Source organism: Enterococcus sp. DIV1726a (genome assembly GCF_051710985.1).
Lineage (GTDB): Bacteria > Bacillota > Bacilli > Lactobacillales > Enterococcaceae > Enterococcus_B > Enterococcus_B hirae.
The window spans coordinates 2,504,228-2,520,446 of record NZ_JBIOLS010000001.1 but is presented as its reverse complement, the minus strand read 5'-3'; the positions used below and the strand labels follow the sequence as shown (position 1 = coordinate 2,520,446).

Genomic DNA, 16,219 nt, shown 5'->3' with positions numbered 1-16,219 from the left:
TAAATAATTTTATAATTAAAAAGGTTTTATGATGGAATTAAAGGAAAATAGTATGGGGAAGTATAGGAGAGTGATGAAATGGAATTATTAGAAGAAGAAACATGGAATTTCAGAAAAAAAGGTTTTGCTATGAATTATGCTTTTTTTTATGAAGAGAATTATCAAAAGATAATAAGTCATCAAGAAGCTGCATTAGCTTTTCTTAATTACAAAAATAGACTGTGGGCGCTTAGAATTTGGGCGATTAAAACAAAAGATGGAAAGTTTACTAGTAGGGAATATGAAAAGAAGTATCAGGAAACAAGAGAGGAAAAGATTATTTACACTAATTTGCGTTCATTTGATGAAATCAAAGGTTATCCTATCCAAGTAAATCCAGAGTTAATGAATAGCAAAAAAATATCTGTCGAAGAATTTTTTGAAGAAAAAGGAACATATGAACATGCGTTTATGGATAATCCTCAAAATTTATATGGGAAAAAGGAAGATTTTATTGAAATAAACCAGCAACTTTTTCCAGAAAAAAAAAGGTTGGAAATCTATCTTTGGAATAATGAATTTATCCAATATTATAATGGGGGGCGAGAAGGACTTGGAGCATATTTATGGACAATCTATGATGTGGAGTACAAAAAGTTTATTGTAATTGATGCTTCGTTAATAATAGATTAATGAGACTGGGACGATAGTTCTTTCTCAAAAAGAAGATAAGTTCGATTTTGATTTTTATTGTCAAAATCGAACTTATTTTTTTATTCTGCAAAAGTTGCCTACTTGATCTAACACCACGGCTGTTCTTGTGATCGAAGATTTGCTTCGTTTTTGAGTACATTTTTTGAAACATTAACGGTTACATGATACTCTTCAAATAGGCTATTGGAAAAGAGGGAAATGGATGAGGATCGTGATCATTGGTGGTTCTTTTGCGGGGATCTATGCAGCAATTTCTTTGCGAAAAAGTTGTCCTGACAGTGAAATCATACTTTTGGAAAAACAAGACAAGATTGGGTTTATACCGAGTGGACTCAATTTACTGTTAAAAAAGCAACTCACAAGTAAAGAGCAACTTTATTGGTTGACTAAGGAAGAATTGCAAGCGCTATACGCAATTGATGTGCAAGTACGCACGGAAGTCGTTTCACTTGAAATAGCCACGAAGACAGTGTTTATCCAAAATGGGCGTCAGCTTACTTTTGATACGTTAGTGATTGCAACGGGTTCGAGTCAGCAATTCAAAAATGGAAACAAAAGTACGCAGATCCGTTCTGTTAAAGATATCCACTTAAAAGAATCTTTGGAACAAAGTCTTGCGAAGGCACAAAAGATTGCTGTGATTGGTGCGGGACAAGTAGGACTTGAATTAGCAGAAGGGTTATATCATCAGCAAAAAGAAATCCATCTCTATGAAAGCCGACCAACATTGTTGTTCCGTTATTTCGACCCCGAAATGGTTGAGCCGTTAACACATGAGTTATTGCAACGCCATATCCAATTGTTTTTCAATGAACAAGTGCAAACGCTCGAAGAAAACGAGCAAGTGGTCGTAGTGACGGATCAAAAAACAGAAAGCTATGATTTAGTTCTGCTAGCGAATCACACGCGTCCAGACCATCATCTCTGGCAAGATCAGTTGAAGCTAAATGAAGATGGTACGATTTGGGTCGATGAGTATTTGCAGACGTCAGCGAAGGATATTTATGCGATCGGTGATGCGATCCAAGTGACGTTCCAACCGACTCAAGAAAAAATGTATGTCTCTTTGGTCAATAATGCACTACGTACGGCACAAGTGGTCAGTCAAACGATTAGTGGCAAACGTACGAAAGATCCGGGAACCTACCGAGCAATTGGAAATCATTGGTTTGGTTATTTTCTGGGAAGTGTCGGGCTAACGGAAGAAGAAAGTATTTTTTATCCGCAGACTGTCCGTAAAACATATTTGCTTGCCCGCTTAGCTGCGACCAATAGTGAAACGGCGAAAATCAAAGTGATGAGCAATGAAAAGGGACAATTACTTGGTGCGCAGTTGCGAAGTCGAGAGGAGATATTCGATTTATTGGATCGATTCACTCTCGCTATTGAGGAAGGCTGGACGTTAGAGAAATTATTCGAACGGGAGTTATTCTTCCAGCCAGAATATCGGTTGCCGCTTCAATTGATAAAGGTGGTTGATACGCTCGATGAAGATTGAACAATTATTAGAGAAAAAAGAGCAGTTGCAAGTGTTGATTCTTAGGGAAATGGTGTTGCATGGTGGAACTGTAGGAACGAATCAATTAAGGGAACAAGTCAATCTTTCTAAAACATCATTTGATCAATATATAGCAGAAATCCCAATGATCGGTATGATGATGGGGAAGAAAGTAGCAATCAAAAGAAATGAATTTCAAGTCACATTAGAGTTGGCTGAAGATGTCAGCTTAGAAAAAATCATTCTATTCTTAGTTCAACAAAGCTTGAAATTCAATCTGCTTGTTTATTTATTAGAGCATCATCAAGCATCGATCGTTCGTCTAGCGACAGCTTTTAATATCAGCGAATCTTCTGTCTTTCGTAAGATCAAAGAATTGAATCAGTTACTGCAAGAATTTTCTCTACAAATCAAAAATGGCCAACTCTATGGCGAGGAATTGCAAGTTCGTTATTTCTACTATGTGTTATTCCAATTTATCTCTGAATCACAACGTCCCCTTTTTTTACAACAGACGCCTGATAAAGCGCCACTTATTTTAGGATTGGAACGAGCCTTAGAAACGACATTCTCTCAAGAGTCAGCTAGTAAAATCGCCTGCTGGCTAGGGATTACTCGTAAACGGCTATTGAGTGAAAAAACGACGTTTGCTACATTGAAAGAAAAGAAAATACTTTACCAAAAGGATCGTTTGTATCAAGCACTTGATCCGGTCATTTCGCTTTATTTAAGTCGGACAGCTGCTGAGATCAGTGGCTATGAGCCTTTAATGTTTTACAGTTTTTTTGTCTCGTTTGCTGTGTTATCAGAAGAACATTTTTATCAATATGATTTAACCCGAAGCAAAAAATTACCAACAGCTGTATTAGATACGTACATTAGAGAAACGATGTTGTGGCACTATCGTCCACGAAAGTTGAAGATCAAGGAAGAAAAAGCAGTCGGTTATCAATTAGCTCAAATCGATAACGAGTTTTATTTTTTTCGAGGAGTCATGATGATCTATGAGCCAGAACATCTCTTGCAACAACAGAAAAAGATGTTAGGCCGCTCCCTTAGTCAATTACTCGAACGATTGAAAGAAACAACGCTGACACAACTACCTGCTAAACAAGGTGAAGAAGCTGCTTTAAGTTATCTCATGATTCAGTATGCCAATATTCTTATGATGATCGATTTTTATATTGCGAAATCGGTCACTATCGGAATCGATATTGAAACATTACCGATTTATCGAGTGGCATTTCAACAATTTTTGTTAAGAGAACTAAAAGGAATCAGTGGAATTGAGATTGAAAATCGACGACCAGGAAAAAAGTATGATTTAGTGATCACATTTAATCAAGAAGATCCTCATCAAAATTATTATTATTTATCAGAGTTTGCTTCAAGCTATGATATCGCAAGGTTAAAGCAAAAAATCGAAGAAGAAAAAAAAGCAAAAAACTAAAAACTGTCAAAAAAACAGAAAATAAATGTTTTTTTGGCAGTTTCTAAAAAATGAAACGGTGTAAGATAAAGATAAATTTAGAAAGCGTTTGCAGATAATGGAGGAGATCAGAATGACAGAATCAACATACATCATGGCGATTGACCAAGGAACGACAAGTTCACGAGCAATTATTTATGACAAAAAAGGTAGACATATCGGGAGTTCACAAAAAGAATTCACGCAATATTTTCCTAAGGAGAGCTGGGTGGAACATGATGCGAATGAAATCTGGAACTCCGTACAGTCGGTCATTGCAGGGGCATTCATTGAATCTGGGATCAAACCGAATCAAATCGCAGGCATCGGAATCACCAACCAACGTGAAACGACGGTGATCTGGGAAAAAGATACTGGACGTCCGATTTATCATGCTGTGGTATGGCAATCTCGTCAATCCGCATCAATCGCTGATAATTTGAAAAAGGAAGGCTACCAAGACTTTTTCCATAAAAAAACAGGTTTAGTAATTGATGCCTATTTTTCTGCTACAAAAATACGTTGGATTCTTGACCATGTAGAGGGAGCGCAAGAACGTGCTGAAAAAGGCGAATTGCTTTTTGGTACGATCGATTCATGGCTGGTATGGAAATTAACAGACGGTCAAGCACATGTGACGGATTATTCCAATGCAAGTCGGACGATGTTGTTTAATATTCACGATCTTGATTGGGACCAAGAAATCCTTGATCTCTTGAACATTCCTCGAGCAATGCTGCCAAAACCGACTTCTAATTCGGAAATTTATGGTTATACACAAGGGTATCATTTCTATGGAAGTGAAGTGCCGATTTCTGGAATGGCTGGTGACCAGCAAGCTGCTTTGTTTGGACAAATGGCTTTTGAACCTGGAATGGTCAAAAATACGTATGGTACAGGATCATTTATCGTCATGAATACTGGGGAAGAACCACAACTATCCAAGAACAATCTATTAACGACGATTGGTTATGGAATCAATGGCAAGGTTTACTATGCACTGGAAGGGAGCATTTTCGTAGCCGGTTCTTCCATCCAATGGTTGCGAGATGGGTTGCAAATGTTACAAAAAGCAAGTGATTCCGAAGAGGCAGCAAAACGTTCCACAAGTGAGGATGAAGTCTATGTCGTGCCAGCATTTGTTGGGTTAGGGGCACCTTATTGGGATCAAGCTGCGAGAGGTTCGATGTTTGGGTTGACACGTGGGACGACCAAAGAAGACATTATCAAAGCAACCTTACAATCGATTGCATACCAAGTAAGAGATATCATTGATACGATGCAAGAAGACACAGGGATCAAAATTCCAGTCTTGAAGGTCGATGGAGGAGCAGCGAATAATGAATATTTGATGCAATTTCAGACAGATATTTTAAATATTCCGATCCAACGAGCAGAAAATCTGGAAACTACGGCATTAGGTGCTGCCTTTCTAGCTGGTTTAGCTGTTGGTTTTTGGAAAGATACAGATGAAATCAGAGAATTTTATGAAGCAGGCAAGATGTTTGAAGTAGAGATGCCTGAAGAGCGTAGAGAAAAATTATATGGCGGTTGGAAAAAAGCGGTAGTAGCAACACAAGCATTTGAGTAAAGGGAGGGAATGTCATGTTTTCAAGAGGAACAAGACAAGAAAGTATTGAAAAAATGCAACACGAAAAGTTGGATCTGCTGATTATTGGTGGCGGTATCACAGGGGCTGGTGTGGCGCTTCAAGCCGCAGCATCAGGAATTAAAACGGGGCTAATCGAAATGCAAGACTTTGCAGAAGGTACTTCTTCACGCTCCACAAAATTAGTACACGGAGGGATTCGTTATCTTAAAACTTTTGACGTCGAAGTTGTAGCAGATACTGTAGGCGAACGAGCGGTGGTCCAAGGCATTGCACCGCACATTCCGAAACCTGATCCAATGTTACTACCGATCTATGAAGATGAGGGTGCAACGACGTTTAATATGTTTTCAGTCAAAGTGGCAATGGATCTCTACGATAAATTGGCAAATGTGACTGGAACAAAATATGAAAACTATACGCTGACACCAGAAGAAGTGTTAGAACGAGAACCATTTTTGAAAAAAGAAGGGTTAAAGGGCGCTGGTGTTTATCTAGATTTTCGGAACAATGATTCACGTTTAGTGATCGATAACATCAAAAAAGCAGCAGAAGATGGTGCTTATCTAGTAAGTAAAATGAAAGCGATTGGCTTTTTATATGAAGGAGATCAAATCGTGGGTGTCAAAGCACGTGATCTGCTAACGGATCAAGTCGTGGAAATCCACGCAAAAATAGTGATCAATACAAGTGGTCCATGGGTCGATAAAATCCGTAACTTGAATTTCAAACGTGCGGTATCACCTAAGATGCGACCAACCAAAGGTGTTCATCTAGTCGTAGATGCTAAAAAACTGCCTGTTCCACAACCAACATATTTTGACACGGGCAAACAAGATGGCCGAATGGTTTTTGCCATTCCACGAGAAAATAAAACGTATTTTGGAACGACAGATACGGACTATCAAGGGGACTATACGGATCCAAAAGTAACGCAAGAAGATGTGGACTATTTATTAGATGTCATCAATCATCGTTACCCAGATGCAAACATCACCCTCGCAGACATCGAATCAAGTTGGGCAGGGTTACGACCATTATTGATTGGTAATTCTGGTTCTGACTATAACGGTGGCGACAACGGCTCTATTTCAGATAAAAGTTTTAGTAAAGTCGTTGATACGGTTACTGAATATAAAGAAAACAAGGCTTCTCGATTAGAAGTAGAGGACGTATTGAATCATTTAGAAAACAGCCGTGATGAAAAAGCCCCTTCTTCGATTTCTCGAGGCAGCTCGTTAGAACGTGAATCGGATGGTTTGGTGACACTATCAGGCGGGAAGATCACAGACTACCGTAAGATGGCAGAGGGTGCACTAAAATTAATCCGCCAGTTATTGAAAGATGACTACCGGATGTCAGTAAAAGAAATCGATTCGAAACATTATCCCGTTTCCGGTGGAGATTTTGATCCAACGAAACTGGAAGAAACTGTGGAAGAATTGACAAAAATCGGAGTTGAATCTGGTTTAGCAGAAGCTGATGCAAAATACATTGCAGATTTTTATGGAACCAATGCGAAAAAGATTTTTGCTTTGGCAAAAGAAATGACACCGTATGAAGGACTAAGTTTAGCTGAATCTGCTCGTTTACGTTATGGGTTAGAAGAAGAAATGGTATTAGCACCAGGCGACTACTTGATTCGCCGCACGAATCACTTGTTGTTTGAACGTGATCAACTTGATGCAATCAAACAACCGATCATTGATGCCATTGCGTCTTACTTCGCTTGGTCAGCAGAAGAGAAGAAGCGTCAAGAAGCTCATTTAGAAGAATTGATCGCAGAGTCGGATCTACGTGAATTGAAGGGGGAAAAATAGATGAGTGCAGAAATGACGCAGATCATGGGAGAATTTATTGGTACGATGATTTTAGTTTTACTTGGTGATGGGGTATGTGCTGCGGTTAACTTGAACAAGAGTAAAGCCCAAGCTTCTGGTTGGATCGTAATTGCTTTTGGTTGGGGACTAGCCGTTACAATGGCTGTCTATATTTCCGGATTTATGGGACCTGCTCATTTGAATCCAGCCGTATCTTTAGCGATGGCGATGACCGGTGCAATTGGCTGGAACCTAGTGATTCCGTTTATTATTGCGCAAATGTTAGGTGCGATCGTCGGAGCTGTTTTAGTATGGTTGACGTATTTACCACATTGGAGTGTGACGAAAGACCAAGGCGCAATTTTAGGTACATTTGCGACAGGTCCTGCCATTCGAAATTATCCAGCGAACTTTATCACCGAGTTGATCGGTACCTTCGTTTTAGTACTAGGATTATTAGCGTTTGGACAAAACTCATTTGCCGATGGTACGAATGTCTTTGCTGTCGGAGGTTTGATCTTAGCAATCGGTCTTTCCCTAGGTGGACCAACTGGCTATGCGATCAACCCAGCTCGTGACCTAGGTCCACGTCTGACCCATGCGATTCTACCAATTGCAAACAAAGGAAACTCAGACTGGGGCTATTCATGGATACCAGTAGTAGCGCCAATGGTCGGAGCTGTCGTGGCTGTGGGCATGTACATGTTGATGGTATAAAAAAGCGATAAAGTGTGTTATTCCTTAATAAATAATATAGAAAACGGTAAAATAGGTCTTCTATTTTACCGTTTTTTAGAACTTGACAAAGAGCAGCGCTTTAAAAAATGGGTTATTGAAGATCGCAAAATCAACGGGGTGCTTTGCTGACAAACAGAAAATTTTTTTAGATTTGTTCATGGGTCTTGATTGAACTAACCAGAGTGAAATAAAGGGCTTTCGTTATTGATTGACAGTGACAGCTAAACTTGCTATAGTGAATTTGAAAATAAATAAAACCTAGATGAATGAGGTATTTTGATGAGTGTAGCAGGTATCTAACGTAGTAAGTTGAATAGCCAATAGAGCCGTAAGCTTATTTGGCATGCTTATAGATGATACCTGTCATTTCATAACCAACAATTCTATTAATGAGGGATGGGGCGCGTCTTATTTGAGATGTTCCTCATCTTTTTATTTTTCCTAGGTCTTATTTATTTTAGGACAGGTATCTCTTCAAAAAAGGAGAGAATATGAAACAAACAATCGATAAATTACAATTTAATCAAATCAAAGAAGAAGTGAAAAAACGAGCTATTGGACAATATAGCAAAAAGCGTATCGAAGAAATGACCCCGCAAACTAATCTACAGACAGTCAAAAATCGCCAAGAAGAAACAAAAGAAGCGCGACAAATCTTAGAAAGTCAGCAACACGTTCCCTTTATGGGATTGACACGGATTGATGCGTTGACTTCCCAAGTGAAAAAAGGCTTTTTACTGACACCAACTGAATTGATCGAGTATGCAGACTTTTTAAGAAGTAGTCGAATGATCCGTCGTTTTTTTGAAAAAAATCAATATCAAACACCCTTGTTGCATGTGTATAGTAAGAATATGCCTGATTTGTCGATGGTCGAAGAGTTGATCTATCAACAAATCAAGAACCAAAAAGTGAGTGATGAAGCCTCACGAAATTTACGGAAAGTACGAAAACAATTACAATTAACAGAAAAAGAAATCCAAGATCGTCTTTTAAAGTTTCTAAGACATCCGCATAACAAAGAAATGATCCAAGAAGCAATGATTGTTCAAAAAGGCGATCACTATACGATCCCAATCAAAGCTAGTTATAAAAACAAAGTGCTAGGCACGATTATTGAACAGTCAAATAAAGGAACGACCGTCTTTATCGAACCAACGGCTGTGGAAAAAGCGAGTATGAATTATCAATTGTTAAAAGCAGAAGAAATAGCAGAAGAATATCAAATTTTAGCTTATTTGACTGGTGCTTTAGCAGAACAAGAACAAGCAATCGATTTGATCATCGAAACGATTACTAGATTAGATATCATTTTCGCCAGAGGGAAGTATAGTCGAGAAATCCATGGTGTGACACCACTGATCAATCAATCAGAATACATCAAGATCAAACAAGGGAGGCATCCGCTGATTCAAGGAAAGGCTGTTCCGTTAGATTTTGAACTTGGTAAAGACTATCGAGGATTAGTGATCACAGGAGCAAACGCAGGTGGTAAGACCGTCGTATTAAAAACAGTCGGGTTATTAACATTGATGGCGATGTTTGGTTTACAGGTTCCGGCAGCCGAAGGAACAGAGCTAGCTGTTTTCGATGAGATTTTTGTGGATATTGGAGATCAGCAAACGATCGAGAATGCGTTAAGTACGTTTTCTGGTCATATGCAAAATATTGCCGAGATGTTACGCAAGGTGAGTAGAAATACCCTTGTATTACTTGATGAGATCGGCAGTGGCACAGAACCTAATGAAGGGGCGGCGCTAGCAGTTGCTATCATGGAAGCCATGTATGAACAAGGGGCACTGATCGTTGCAACTACTCATTATGGCGAAATCAAAAAATTTGCGAATGATCATGAAGATTTTATTCCAGCCGCAATGGCATTTGATAAAGAAGCATTGAAACCTAAATACCTTCTTCAAGTGGGGGAAACAGGAGAAAGCCAAGCGCTATGGATCGCTCAAAAAATGAACATGTCGCAAACCTTGATCGAACAAGCCCAATATTATATCCAGCATAAAGCTTATCGGACAACCAAAAAATTGTTTCAGACAACGAAAGTAAACGAGCCTAGGACGAAGACACAAGTGCAACAATTTTCGAAAGGGGATCGGGTATATTCTGCGGTCCACCAACAAGAAGCCTTAGTTTATGAAGATACAGCAGAAGAAACGGTTACGATTTTCTTGGATAAAGAGTTAATCAATGTCCCACGAAAACGTCTCACGTTAAAGATGTCAGCAGAAAAGTTATATCCAGTCGGTTATGAATTAGACCATTTGTTTACAGACTTTCAAACTAGAAAATGGCAAAAAGATCTAGCGCGAGGATCGAAAAAAGCGCATAAAAAATTAGCCAAAGAAGCTAAAGAACGACGAGAAAAAAGAGACTAGGGGTTAAATGAAGGCATTGTTTTAAAGAGGAATAGCCAATAGCTCTCGTCTTTTTTCGACAGTCGTTCCAGTAGTTTTTACGATCTAAGTATGTGAATAGCTAAATTGGAGAGTTATTCATGACTTTAGACAACGGGAAAAAATTGGCACTTGTACCGATTTAGGTTAAAATGGAACAAAGTTTATTTAGGGAGATGTCATGGATGAAACTGACTTCGAATTGGCGAAAAGAAATAGGAACGATCCCTAATCTCTTATCAATTTTTCGTGTGGTTCTTTTGCCGTTTTATTTTTACTTTGTTTTAGAGCAATCGTTTATGCTTGCCGGTATCTTGATTGCTCTATCAGGAATCACTGACTTTTTAGATGGATTTATTGCTCGTAAGTTCAACCAAATCACGGAATTGGGGAAATTATTAGATCCAGTGGCAGACAAGTTGACGCAACTGGTCTTGATCCTTTCCATGGCTTGGTATCGACCGATGATTTGGTGGATATTCGGTTTATTTCTGATCAAAGAAGGGTTCATGTTTTTTGCTGGTATCATTGGATTGAGAAAAAATGTGAAATTAGATGGAGCAAAATGGTATGGGAAATTAGCAACTGCGGTCATTTACGCAGGCATGGTGCTTTTACTGTTGTTTCCCGAACTTCCTGCGATCTGGGTCAATTGGATATTTGGATTGATCACTTATAGCTTGCTTCAATCCTTCGTTTTGTATATCCGTGAATATCATAAACTATTGAAATAAGAGAGTAATGTCTTAAATACAAATAAAAGAACTCAAACCAAGGAAGTGGTTTGAGTTCTTTTACTTGATGAGGGGATGGATTTCCGCTCATTGTTTTAAATTCTGTAGGAGAACCTTGCTTAACTCTCGAAGCTAGTAGTCTTAAGGTTTGATATAAGCATAGCCTTTTTCTTGTAATTCAATGAGGTCTAAAATACCAGCTGGTACCACGATAACCTTTTCAGGCAAGGATTCTGTACTGATGTGATTGCCACGTAGCGCATTAGCACAAGCGTGGAAGGTAACCCCTAAAGCAAGAAATTCTTCATTTGCTGGATCAAGGTAGCCGGTGATGCCTTCACCGTTGACACTAACCACAATCGTCGTTTCAGGAGCGATTTTCAATAGGTTCTTGACGTTATTCATCGTTTCATGCCACTTTCTCGTTTCATCGATATGAAAAACAACTTTCATTTGAGTCTCTCCTTATTTTTTGATGATCAAGTTGATTGCTTGTTCCATTTTTTTGGCTTGCTCTTCTGCGCTGTTTTCTGGATGCTCCAAACAGTCTTTTAAGTTTTCTGCCACGATCATTCCCATGACACGATCAATGCTAGAACGAACGGCACTTAATTGTGTGATAATTGCCATACAGTCTTTCTCTTCTTCAATCATCTTTTGGATGCCGCGAATTTGTCCTTCTGTTCGTTTTAGTCGATTGATGATGTTCTTGTCATTGATTTCCATTTGAAAACCTCCTTTATGCTTCTAGTGAGATGATACCCTATGTAGGTATATTTTGTAAATAATTATGTCGATTTAAAAAAGCTAGAATTTGAATAGTTGACAATTCTCTCTTTTTTGTGTTGAATATACCCCGTAAGGTATTTATAAAAAATAAAAAAGGTGGAAATCAAGATGTCACTATTTCAAACAGTCAAATCAATCTCAACAGCGGAATTAAAAGAAAAATTGAATGGTTCTATTCAGTTGATCGATGTAAGAACACCAGCAGAATACCAAGGGGGGCATATCAGACAAGCGAAAAATATTCCACTTCAACGTATTCTAAGTTTCAAAGGAAAACAAGAAGCGCCTGTCTATATCATCTGTCAATCGGGAATGCGGAGCAAACAAGCTACGAAAGAGTTGAAGAAAATGGGGTATGATGTTATCAATGTACGTGGTGGAATGAATCAATGGTTTGAACCAATAGTAGGAGGGAAATAAATGAAAATTGTTATTGTCGGCGGGGTAGCAGGGGGAATGTCTGCTGCTACTAGATTACGTCGTTTAAAAGAAGATGCTGAAATCGTCGTGTTTGAAAAAGGACCGTATGTCTCATTTGCCAATTGCGGGTTACCTTATTATCTCTCTGGTGAGATCAGTGAGAGAGAGAATCTTTTGGTACAAACACCAGAATCATTGGCTGCTCGTTTTCAATTAGATGTGCGTCCCAATCATGAAGTCACAGCCGTTTATCCAGATGAAAAGAAAGTTGAAGTTTTATCTGACGGGAAAAAATGGCAGGAAAGTTATGATGTGTTGCTTCTTTCCCCAGGGGCAAAACCAGTCAGACCAGCTATTTCAGGATTAGCAGAAGCCAAAAATGTTTATACTGTTAGAAATGTACCGGATATTGATATGGTAATGACTGCTCTTGAAGAACAACCCAAAAAAGCTGTCGTAGTAGGGGCAGGCTTTATCGGATTGGAAATGGCAGAGAATTTAAAAAAACGTGGACTGGCAGTTTCAATTGTAGAACTGGCACCACATGTCCTGCCTTCTTTAGATGAAGAAATGGCGGTGCATATCCAACATGAACTCATTAAACAAGGCGTCCATGTCCAAACAAAACGTTCTGTCACTGCATTTGAACATGGTGGCAAGCAGTTACGATTAGATGATGGCACAACGATCGATTCTGATTTAACGATCCTCTCAGTAGGTGTTCAGCCAGACAGTACATTGGCAAAAATGGCTGGACTTGAAACAGGGCTGCGTGGGGGGATCGTAGTCAATGAACACTATCAAACAAGTGACCCTTCCATCTATGCGGTGGGAGATGCCATCGTTGTCAAACAACAAATTACAGGTGCCGATGCGTTGATTTCTCTCGCTTCTCCTGCTAACCGTCAAGGGCGACAAGCAGCAGATAATATAGCGGGAATCGTTCGTAACAATCGAGGAAGTCTTGGTACGTCAATTGTGCGGGTCTTTGACCTTGCTGCCGCTTCTACTGGATTAACAGAAAGAATGGCCCAACAAGCCAACTTACCTTTCTCAGTAGTCCATGTTTCTGGGAAAGACCATGCTAGTTACTATCCTGAAGCTACAGATATTTTATTAAAACTGATCTTTCATCCTAAGACAGGTGAAATCTATGGTGCACAAGGAGTGGGTGCCAAAGGTGTTGATAAACGAATCGATAGTTTAGCCACAGCCATCAAAGGACAACTAACGATTTTTGATTTGCCGGAATTAGAATTTACCTATGCGCCACCTTTTGGTTCTGCGAAAGATCCAGTGAACATGTTGGGATATGTGGCCATGAATGTCGCAGAAGGGCTAAGTGATACGATCCAATGGCATGAATTGCCAGAAGCACTTGCACAAGGAAAAATCTTACTCGATGTTCGTAATGAAGGCGAGTTGCAAAACGGTGCTTTTAAAGATGCGCTGAATATTCCTTTAAATGATTTACGCTGTCGATTGGCGGAATTAGACCATGAGAAAGAATACATTGTCAGCTGTCATAGTGGACTGCGTAGTTACTTAGCAGAACGTATCTTGAAACAAGCAGGCTTTCATGTCCAAAATCTCGATGGCGCCTTTGCTTTGTATCACGCTGTTCGTCCAGAAGACTTGATTTATCCAGAAAAATAGAGCTTTGCCTTGCATTCTTAGTAAAATGGCGCTAGACTGGTTAGTTCTACTACTTCGAATCAAAGGAGAATGTGTATGGTCAACACACGAAATTTAGAAGAAGCCTATCTAGCGTCAGTTTATCGGCAATTACTAGAAAAGCAGGAAGAGTATCAGCAACTATTACAAGAAACCAGTGCGTACGGTCGGGACTCTCTACAAACGATGTCTGAAGATATTCGGATCAATTTTGACAGTTATTTAGACAATCTTGATACGTATTCACTGATTGAGATGAAAAATCGCGAAATCGATCAATTGAATCTCAAGATCCAATCAGCTAATGAGACTTTGAAAAAAATCGAACGGCTATTGATGAGTCCCTATTTTGGGAAGATCGAAATTGATTTTTTAGAGGAAGAAGCACAAGGAAAAAACAGTCACGAAGCTTTTTATATTGGGACGGCTAACTTTACCAATGATGAAGATGAAACCTTGGTTTATGATTGGCGTTCGCCGATTGCTTCTCTTTTCTATAACAACGATTTAGGTCATTCTTCTTATTTAGTGAATCAAAACCAAATCGAGGTAATGATCCATGAGCGACGTCAATTTATCATCAAAAAAGATCAATTGCTCCACTTTTTTGACACCTCGGTAGCAATCCAAGACGATGTCTTACTTGATGCTTTAGAACAAAGTGAGACGTCAGAGATGAAGGCAATCACGGCTACGATCCAATCCGAACAAAATACGATCATCCGAGACACTACAAGCCAAAATATCTTAGTCAATGGCGTGGCAGGCAGTGGGAAAACCTCAACGATCATGCAGCGAATTGCTTATTTGCTTTATCAATACCGAAACCAACTTTCTGCGGATGATTTGCTGATTTTGTCACCGAACCATCAATTTATTGATTATATCGGTAAGGTATTACCTTCGTTAGGTGAAAAAAATCCGTTGAATGTCACGATGCTTCAGTTGGTGGAACAACTTTTTTTAGGGAATGTTGAGTCAGAAAAAGCTTATTTTCATCGGATTACGCAGACGGATGTGGATGACCGGACAGCAGTTCTCAGAAGTCAGGCATTTATGAAGCAGATCGAGCAAGCGACCTCCTTGTTTACTGAACAGGCTGATTTCTTTTTAGCTATCAAAAAGAAGGAAAAAATCGTGATCTCAAAAGAAGTGATCAAAAAAATCTATGATAGCACGCCCGATTACCCGAATCTAAGAGAAAAACTTCAAGCGACTAAAGACCGATTGTTGCGCTACTGGGAAAAGCAATTGCTGAAACAAGCAGGTAGTGACGCCATTAAAGATCAATTATTATCCTTACCAGAAGAGATGCAACAAAAGTATTTCCAACAGTTGATCACCGATGAATCGCCAGAGAAATTAGTCAGTTATGGCAAACAATTGCTTCAAAGAAAATATCGAACAGTAACGAAACAAATCAAACAGATGGCGTGGGTTAATGAACAATTTTTATTTGAGGAGATTTATCAAAGTTACACTGGGAATAAGTATCAGCGGACAATTCCTTGTACATTAGATGAAGCCGTCGCACGTTTACATGTACGCCATCTGCTGATCGAAAAAATCACCCAAGTCAAAAAGTTCGTGTTGATCGATGAGGTGCAAGACTATACGAGTGCGCAACTTTTGCTCTTGTTAAACATCTTCCCCAACGCTCGCTTTACACTCGTAGGAGATGAAAATCAGGGGATTTTTAATTCCACGACTTCTTTTGAAGCAATTGAAAGCTATTTTTCAACGGCTGGACGATCTGTGACGAGATATGATTTATTGAATAGTTATCGTTCAAGCGGGGCAATCACGACTCTCTTTACCCAATATTCAGGGGAAAAAGAAAAGATCGCTATTGTTCCCGTTCGTCCTTATGGGGAAGAGCCGGAATTTGTGACTGCAGCGACTTTCGATCAGTGGCTCAGTCAGGTCAATGAACGACAACAGCACACGGGTGAACAATTAACAGTCATTACGTTGGAAGAACAGCAAGCCACGATGTTACAGCAAAAAGTAGAGCAAAACAACCAGCTGAACATCCAAGTACGCCCGTTGAGTCTTTCTAAAGGACTCGAATTTGATCACGTACTGATTTATCTAACAGCTGAACCGAACACCCCACGTGAAAGAAGGCAAATGTACACGGCTATATCTCGAGCAATGAAAACTGTCGTTATTTCTTTGGTAACAGATCAATAGAGAAAAAACAAGTTATCTTTAGTGAGACTCGCTAAGATAACTTGTTTTATATTTTTATTATTTTAGTTATTTTAATTTATTAAGAAAACCTTAACGTCAAGATCAAATCTCATACATATTTCAAGAAACAAGCTACTATTAAATAAACAAATTTAAATAAATACAATAAAAGTAA

13 protein-coding genes are annotated in these 16,219 nt (G+C 39.1%); 11 read left to right on the top strand and 2 right to left on the bottom strand.

Annotation, left to right across the window (positions count from 1 at the left end):
• The first annotated feature begins 78 nt into the window (after positions 1–78).
• The 8 genes from IGJ27_RS11410 (at position 79) to IGJ27_RS11375 (ending at position 10,968) form a co-directional block, all read left to right on the top strand.
• On the top strand, positions 79–672 hold the full coding sequence (locus IGJ27_RS11410; RefSeq protein WP_178306352.1) for a hypothetical protein: 594 nt from the start codon (positions 79–81) through the stop codon (positions 670–672).
• 223 nt (positions 673–895) lie between these two features.
• On the top strand, positions 896–2,191 hold the full coding sequence (locus IGJ27_RS11405; RefSeq protein WP_178306353.1) for an FAD-dependent oxidoreductase: 1,296 nt from the start codon (positions 896–898) through the stop codon (positions 2,189–2,191).
• On the top strand, positions 2,181–3,641 hold the full coding sequence (locus tag IGJ27_RS11400) for a helix-turn-helix domain-containing protein (RefSeq protein ID WP_178306354.1): 1,461 nt from the start codon (positions 2,181–2,183) through the stop codon (positions 3,639–3,641). The genes IGJ27_RS11405 and IGJ27_RS11400 overlap by 11 nt, the downstream gene beginning before the upstream one ends.
• Before the next feature lie 112 nt (positions 3,642–3,753).
• A complete protein-coding gene (glpK, locus tag IGJ27_RS11395) occupies positions 3,754–5,250 on the top strand; it encodes a glycerol kinase GlpK (RefSeq protein WP_010720962.1) in 1,497 nt (498 codons plus the stop codon).
• Positions 5,251–5,264: 14 nt separating this feature from the next.
• On the top strand, positions 5,265–7,088 hold the full coding sequence (gene glpO / locus IGJ27_RS11390) for a type 1 glycerol-3-phosphate oxidase (RefSeq protein WP_010737029.1): 1,824 nt from the start codon (positions 5,265–5,267) through the stop codon (positions 7,086–7,088).
• Positions 7,089–7,805: an MIP/aquaporin family protein gene (locus IGJ27_RS11385; protein WP_010720960.1), complete on the top strand. Its 717-nt coding sequence runs from the start codon at positions 7,089–7,091 to the stop codon at positions 7,803–7,805.
• Between the two features lie 512 nt (positions 7,806–8,317).
• Entirely contained in the window at positions 8,318–10,216 is a 1,899-nt protein-coding gene (locus IGJ27_RS11380; protein ID WP_178306355.1) for an endonuclease MutS2, read from the top strand.
• Positions 10,217–10,419: 203 nt separating this feature from the next.
• Complete coding sequence (locus IGJ27_RS11375) at positions 10,420–10,968, top strand: CDP-alcohol phosphatidyltransferase family protein (protein WP_178306356.1); 549 nt, start codon at positions 10,420–10,422, stop codon at positions 10,966–10,968.
• Between the two features lie 141 nt (positions 10,969–11,109).
• Here the strand turns inward: IGJ27_RS11375 and IGJ27_RS11370 are convergent, their stop codons facing one another.
• Both IGJ27_RS11370 and IGJ27_RS11365 read right to left on the bottom strand, forming a co-directional pair.
• Positions 11,110–11,421, bottom strand: coding sequence for a DsrE family protein (locus tag IGJ27_RS11370; protein ID WP_010720957.1), 312 nt, complete (start codon positions 11,419–11,421; stop codon positions 11,110–11,112).
• A 12-nt stretch (positions 11,422–11,433) separates the two neighbouring features.
• A complete protein-coding gene (locus IGJ27_RS11365; protein ID WP_010737033.1) occupies positions 11,434–11,694 on the bottom strand; it encodes a metal-sensitive transcriptional regulator in 261 nt (86 codons plus the stop codon).
• Positions 11,695–11,865: 171 nt separating this feature from the next.
• Between IGJ27_RS11365 and IGJ27_RS11360 the strand changes: the two genes are divergently transcribed.
• The 3 genes from IGJ27_RS11360 (at position 11,866) to IGJ27_RS11350 (ending at position 16,044) form a co-directional block, all read left to right on the top strand.
• Positions 11,866–12,177 (top strand): rhodanese-like domain-containing protein, encoded by a 312-nt coding sequence (locus IGJ27_RS11360; protein ID WP_178306357.1) that lies wholly within the window; start codon positions 11,866–11,868, stop codon positions 12,175–12,177.
• Positions 12,178–13,833 (top strand): FAD-dependent oxidoreductase, encoded by a 1,656-nt coding sequence (locus IGJ27_RS11355; RefSeq protein WP_178306358.1) that lies wholly within the window; start codon positions 12,178–12,180, stop codon positions 13,831–13,833. It abuts the gene before it with no gap.
• Between the two features lie 75 nt (positions 13,834–13,908).
• Positions 13,909–16,044, top strand: a complete 2,136-nt coding sequence (locus IGJ27_RS11350) for a HelD family protein (RefSeq protein WP_178306359.1) — start codon at positions 13,909–13,911, stop codon at positions 16,042–16,044.
• Positions 16,045–16,219: the final 175 nt, after the last annotated feature.